Raw genomic sequence first — 5,504 nt, forward strand, 5'->3', positions numbered from 1 at the left:
TGTCGAAGTCCTCGTACAGGAAGCCGTCGCCGACGTAGAACTGCCGGTTCCGCTGTACGTCGCTCTGCGCGTACATGCTAATCCAGTTCATCGTCCCGGCGCCGGAACTGATTGCCTTGAAGCGGTCCGTCTGGGTGAGGATCCAGTTGGACCAGTGGCCGCCCGCGCTCCAGCCCAGCGCGCCCATGCGGTCGCCGTCCACGATCCCCTCGGCGATCAGGTAGTCGACGCCCGTGATGATGTCCTCGTAGCCCATCGTGAAGTAGTCGCCGACGATGTCCGTGCGGTGCGCGTTCCCGTAGTTCCGCGAGCCGCGGTAGTTGGGCTTGAGCACGGCGTAGCCGGCGCCCGCGTACACCTGCGCGTTGTAGCCGCCGTTGAAACGCAGGATGTCGGCCGACGCCGGTCCCCCGTGGATGGCGACGATGAGCGGATAGCGCGTCCCCTCCTCGTACCCGACGGGATAGACGAGCACGCCGCCGACCATCTTGCCGTCCGACGAACGCCAGTTGACTTCGGTCTCCTCGCCGAAGGCCACCTCGCGCAACTGCGGGTTCACGTCGATCAGCTGCGTCCACTTCGAGCGGTCCGGGACATCGTCCACGCTCGCGACCGCGAACACCGTGGGGGGCGTCTTCGGGTCGCTGTAGCCGACGAAAAGCGTGCCCGTGTCGTCATCCCGGGAAACGGAGAGCGCCGCCCGCTCGTCGGTGAGCTGCCGCACCGCCCCCGTCTCCACGTCGAGGGCGTGCAACTGCGTCGTCACCTTCACGCCCGCGTTGAAGTAGATCGTGTTCGAATCCTCGGACCAGAACCCGACGCTCGAACTCTGGTCGAAGTCGGCGCCCAGCTTCCGGAACGCGCCCCCGCGGTCGTCCACCTCGCGGATGTAGACGCGGTTCTCCGTCATCGAATAGCGCTCCATCTCGTCCGGCGCCGAGAAAGCGATCCAGCGGCCGTCGGGAGAGAAGCTGAGGCCGCCCTCGCCGACCTCGAAGTTGTCCGTCAGGCGCTCGATGTCGCCCGTCGCCACTTCCATCAGATAGAGGTCCGCGTACAGCCGCTGCGCCGTGATGTTGCGCTCGTAGCGCTTCGTCGAGCCGCCGGTGATCCCGATCCAGCGGCCGTCTTCGGAGATCGTGAAGCCGTTCACGCTGTAGGACGAATCGTCCGTCTCGCGGCGCTCCGTCGCGGTCTCGATCTCCACGCTCCACAGGCTCGAGAGGGGCGTGACCGCGTTGCGGACGTCGACCGTGAAGCCCTCGTCGCGCCGCTTCACCTCGTCCTCATCGAACGAATCGGGGCGCGCGAAGTAGACGCGGCTTCCGTCGGGGGAGAAGTCCCACTGGTCGACGCCCGCCTCACCTTCGGTGAGCTGCTCCGGCTCGGCGTCTGCCAGGTCGTCGGCCGGCAGCCGGTAGAGCTGCTCCCGGCCGTTCTCCCCGGAGCGGTAGACGAGCCAGCGCCCGTCGGGGCTGAACGCGAAGCCGGACACGCCCTCCGCCGCGTCGGTGATCTTCCGGGCCTCGCCCCCGTCGTGGCGCATCATGTAGAGCTGAGTGTCGTCCCCGTCCCGGTTGGAGGCGAAGAGGAAGAACGACCCGTCCGGGGCCCAGGCCGGGCTGCGCTCGTCCTTGTCTTCCGTGTAGGTGAGCCGGCGGTCCGACGGGACGCCCTCGCTCAGAGACACGAGGTGGATGTCGGTCTGGGACTCCGCCGCCTCCCAGTCCGGCGTCGTCACCGTGTACAGCAGCCACGCTCCGTCCGGACTCGGCGTCATCGAACCGGCGCGTTTCATCTCCTGCACATCCATGAACGTGAACGGCCGCTCCTGCGCGGCCAGCGGCGTCTCGACGGGCAGCGCGAGCGCGGCGACGGAAAGAACGAGGGCGGTGGACAGGGAACGCATCTGAAACCTCGATACCAAGAGTGAACAGGACTCCGTGTCATCATATGCCCTCCAAGGTGCGCGAACGATAGGCCCGAACTAGCGTAGTCTCGGATGCTACCGGGAGAGTTCATGGTTCGACGCGTGAAACTGCGGCGCATGGGCGGGTCCATCGGTGTCACGCTGCCAGAAGACATGGTGCAACGCCTCCACCTCGAGGCGGGGGACGAAGTGCTCGCGGTCGAGACGGCGAGCGGGATCCTGCTGACCCCCCACGACCCGGATGTGGACGACGGACTCGCCATCGCGGTCGAGGCTCGGAAGCGATACCGAAGGGCGCTGCGAGACCTCGCGAAGTGACCCGAAGCGGGTGAAGCGCGGCCGGAGACACAACGCCCCCGAGGCCTCCTCGGGGCGGGCGAGTATCTCGCTCCGTGCTGTGACGCTCACTTCTCGATCTCCAGCGCAGTGAGCACCCGCTCGACTGCACCGACCGTCTTCCGAACGTCGCCGGATCCGGTGGCCCAGCAACAGACGCTGATCCGCATCGCGCGCATGCCGCGCCAATCGGTGCCCCCGAACCATGCCGTTCCCTCGGCCTGAATGGCAGCGATCACGCGGTCGGTGAATCCGTCGTGGTCGGAACCTGCGGGGTCCCGAAAACGCACCAGCGCCTGATTGATGACCGCGGGTGAGAGGACCTCGGCACCGGGAAGGGAGCCGATGCCCTCTACGAGGTTCGCTGCGGCATCGCTGCATCGCTCGACGACTTCGGCGATTCCGCGGCGGCCGAGCGCCTTCACAGCGGCGTACACCGGGACTCCTCGCCCGCGCCGGGACCACTCGGGGTTCCAATCGAGCTGATCCCGAGCGGTAGCGGCGTGGGTCAGGTACGGAGCCCGGACGCTCATGGCACCGCGATGGGCCTCCGGGTGGCGGATAGCTACGAAGCCGATATCGAAGGGCGTGTTGAGCCACTTGTGGGCATCGGTCGCCCACGAGTCGGCCTCATCGACACCTTCGAGTAAGTGGGCGAAATGCGGCGACACCTTCGCCCATAGCCCGAACGCGCCATCAACATGCACCCACGTGTTGCCACGCGAGCGACAGAGCGGGATCACGGTCCGGAAGTCATCGAAATTGCCGGTGTTGATATCGCCGGCAGAGAGACAGACCGCCACCGGGGCGCCCTCCAGCTCAGTAAGCAACACGTCGAGAGCCGCAACATCCAGCCGGTCGGCCGTGGTGGGCACGGCGTGAAGATGCTTCGATCCGATCCCCAGTATCCGCACTGCCCGGTCCACCGAGTGGTGTCCGTGCGTGCCCGTGACGACGTGCATCTGGGGGGCGGTCCCAAGCCCCTCGCGCTCTGGATCATGTCCGCGGCCGAGAAGCAGGTGACGGCGGGCGGCGGCCAGCGCCGTCACGTGAGCGAGTTGGCATCCAGAGGGAAAGGCGAACGACGAATGGTCGGGAAGCCCCAACAGTTCGATGACCCAGCGGCCGGCGATCTCCTCGATCACCGCTTCGGCAGGGGAGCAGGCCGCCAAAGCCGCGTTCTGATCCCAGGTGGACACCAGCCAGTCCGCCGCCAGCGCCGCCGGATGAGCGCCACCGATGACCCATCCGTAGAACCGGCCACCGGCGCATCCAAGCAGTCCGCCCTCCACGTTCGCGACGAGATCGCCGATGACGGACACGGCATCCGATGGATCCTCCGGCAGCGGGCCGTCGAGGCTGTGCCGCAACTCCGGCGGAGTGCGACTCGCGGCAACCGGCCGCCGGTCAACCCCGGCGAGCCAGTCGATGGCGTGGTCGGCGGCTGCACGCAGTGCGGGCTCTGCAGGGGTCACGTTTGGCACGTGGGGCCGGTTCTCGTCGGTGGGGAGCAGGCGCGTCATGGTACGCCTCCGGCTTGCTCCATCTCGGCGCCGCGGATGGATTGCCGACTCGCTTCCCACGCCAGCATGCAGCGTTTCAGCGTGGCGCTCCCGGCGTAGGTGCCCGTGATCCCTCCCGCACGGATCACGCGATGACACGGAATGAGGACGGCGATCGGGTTCCTGCGCGCCGTGCTCCTCGTCGCCCGAGCCGGCTCAGGCTCTTGTGCGCTCCCCATTCCGCGAGTTCCGGCTGGCGCTCGCGATGCCTGGCTAGATGCCGGATGGCAGCCTCGATTCGATCATAGTCGGTCGTGTACATGCGGGACTCCAGAGAATGATCATTGATGGGAAACTCCTGTAACGTGAACACCCCTGATGCCTGAATCGACCCGATCCTTGCTATGCGATATCGGCATCGAGTGGTCTTCGGCGCGACGACTTCGACTATTGTCGTGGTTGGCGCGCGCGATCATGGCTAGACCGTGACGGCGGATCTCAGGCCTGACAGCCCGTGTGTCCGCATCGGCGCGGTGCCCTAGAGCCTACGCGAGCCATGTACGGGCACATGCGGATGCCGCCGCATGGCGAGCTGGCCGACGCCGTCCAGAGGGTGCGAGCCTCGAACGCCAGTCGTGAAGCTGGCATTCGAGTTCTTGGCGTTAGCGGCGACGCAATCCCAAGGGCGGTTCGCCAACGCGTTCCGCCCCCAGTACAGCCACCCCCGCCAAAACGATCAAACACGGTTCGGTGAGGTTCCGAAACGCTCAGTTCGAATTCCGCCTGTGTGCTCAATCGACGGTGCCACGGCCCTGAGGGTGTCGACGAGCGTGTCGATATCGCGCTCGCTCGTTCGCCCGTTGGTTATGCAGGCTCGCAGCACTGTTCTGCCCTCGAAGACTGTGGTTGACACCCAGAACCGGCCGTCCCTGCGAACGGCGTCGACGTAGGCACGAACGGCCTCATGGCCTTCGGGCGGCACTAGACAGACGACGGCCATGGGGGAGTCGTTCGCGAGCGACCAACCGTCGTGCTGCAACCGCCGCGAGAGTCTGTCCGCCAGTCGACGGGCGCGCTCGACATGGCCCGCGTATCCCGTCCAGCCCGCTGCTGCGAGTGCGAGGAACAGCCGCAGGCCGACGAATCGGCGCGACCACTGGATCGAGTTGACGAAGAAGTCCTTGGCCCTGTCGCTTCTGGGCATGTAGCTGGCGTCAACCCGGAAGACCTGAGCGGCCACATCCGGTCTGGAGGTCAGGAACATGCCGGCTCCCATGGTCGTTGCAAACCACTTGTGGGCGTCGATCGTGATCGAGTCCGCTCGCTCGATGCCCTTGAGAGCACCGCCGGTATCGCTGGCAATCAGCGCACCACCCCATGCCGCGTCGACGTGGAACCACATGCCGTGCTCCCTGGCCAGTTCGCCGCAGCGGGTGAGCGGATCGACCATGCCCGCGTTGGTGGTGCCCGCCGTCGCCGCGATCATGACAGGCATGCGGCCGTTGCGGCTGTCCGTCTCAATCGCTTCGGCCAAGGCATCTGGGTCCATGCGTCCTCGCCCGTCGGTCTGGATAAGCCGGACCGCGTTGCGCCCGATGCCCCCGGCGTGAGCGATCTTCAGCCATGCCAGATGGCTCTCCTCCGACACATAGACGCGTGGCGGACGCGCAAGCGCATAGACGCCATCATCACCATACGCTGGACATCCTGCCTGAAGGGCGCAGAGCGTCGCCGTG

Annotated in this window: 5 protein-coding genes; 1 reads left to right on the forward strand and 4 read right to left on the reverse strand. The window is 66.6% G+C overall.

Annotated features, from left to right (window positions below):
- On the reverse strand, positions 1-1,909 hold a 1,909-nt coding region (locus tag OXN85_00315; protein MCY3598403.1), incomplete at its 3' end, for a prolyl oligopeptidase family serine peptidase.
- A 111-nt stretch (positions 1,910-2,020) separates the two neighbouring features.
- Between OXN85_00315 and OXN85_00320 the strand changes: the two genes are divergently transcribed.
- Positions 2,021-2,248, forward strand: coding sequence for an AbrB/MazE/SpoVT family DNA-binding domain-containing protein (locus tag OXN85_00320; GenBank protein MCY3598404.1), 228 nt, complete (start codon positions 2,021-2,023; stop codon positions 2,246-2,248).
- Positions 2,249-2,334: 86 nt separating this feature from the next.
- On the opposite strand, the gene OXN85_00325 is transcribed toward OXN85_00320, so the two are convergent.
- The 3 genes from OXN85_00325 to OXN85_00335 form a co-directional block, all read right to left on the reverse strand.
- Positions 2,335-3,789, reverse strand: coding sequence for a pyridoxal-dependent decarboxylase (locus OXN85_00325; protein MCY3598405.1), 1,455 nt, complete (start codon positions 3,787-3,789; stop codon positions 2,335-2,337).
- The gene (locus OXN85_00330) at positions 3,786-4,007 is read right to left on the reverse strand and encodes an MGMT family protein (protein MCY3598406.1); all 222 of its coding nucleotides are present in this window, start codon (positions 4,005-4,007) and stop codon (positions 3,786-3,788) included. The genes OXN85_00325 and OXN85_00330 overlap by 4 nt, the downstream gene beginning before the upstream one ends.
- A gap of 497 nt (positions 4,008-4,504) precedes the next feature.
- Positions 4,505-5,504, reverse strand: a 1,000-nt coding sequence (locus OXN85_00335; GenBank protein ID MCY3598407.1) for an aminotransferase class V-fold PLP-dependent enzyme, incomplete at its 5' end; no start/stop codon positions are given.

The organism is Candidatus Palauibacter australiensis, from assembly GCA_026705295.1.
In the GTDB taxonomy this organism is placed as follows: Bacteria; Gemmatimonadota; Gemmatimonadetes; order Palauibacterales; family Palauibacteraceae; genus Palauibacter; species Palauibacter australiensis.

Coding starts and splice junctions, on each gene's coding strand:
- OXN85_00320 (MCY3598404.1), top strand. CDS start 2,021: ATGGTTCGACGCGTGAAACTGCGGCGCATGGGCGGGTCCATCGGTGTC.
- OXN85_00325 (MCY3598405.1), bottom strand. CDS start 3,789: ATGACGCGCCTGCTCCCCACCGACGAGAACCGGCCCCACGTGCCAAAC.
- OXN85_00330 (MCY3598406.1), bottom strand. CDS start 4,007: ATGGGGAGCGCACAAGAGCCTGAGCCGGCTCGGGCGACGAGGAGCACG.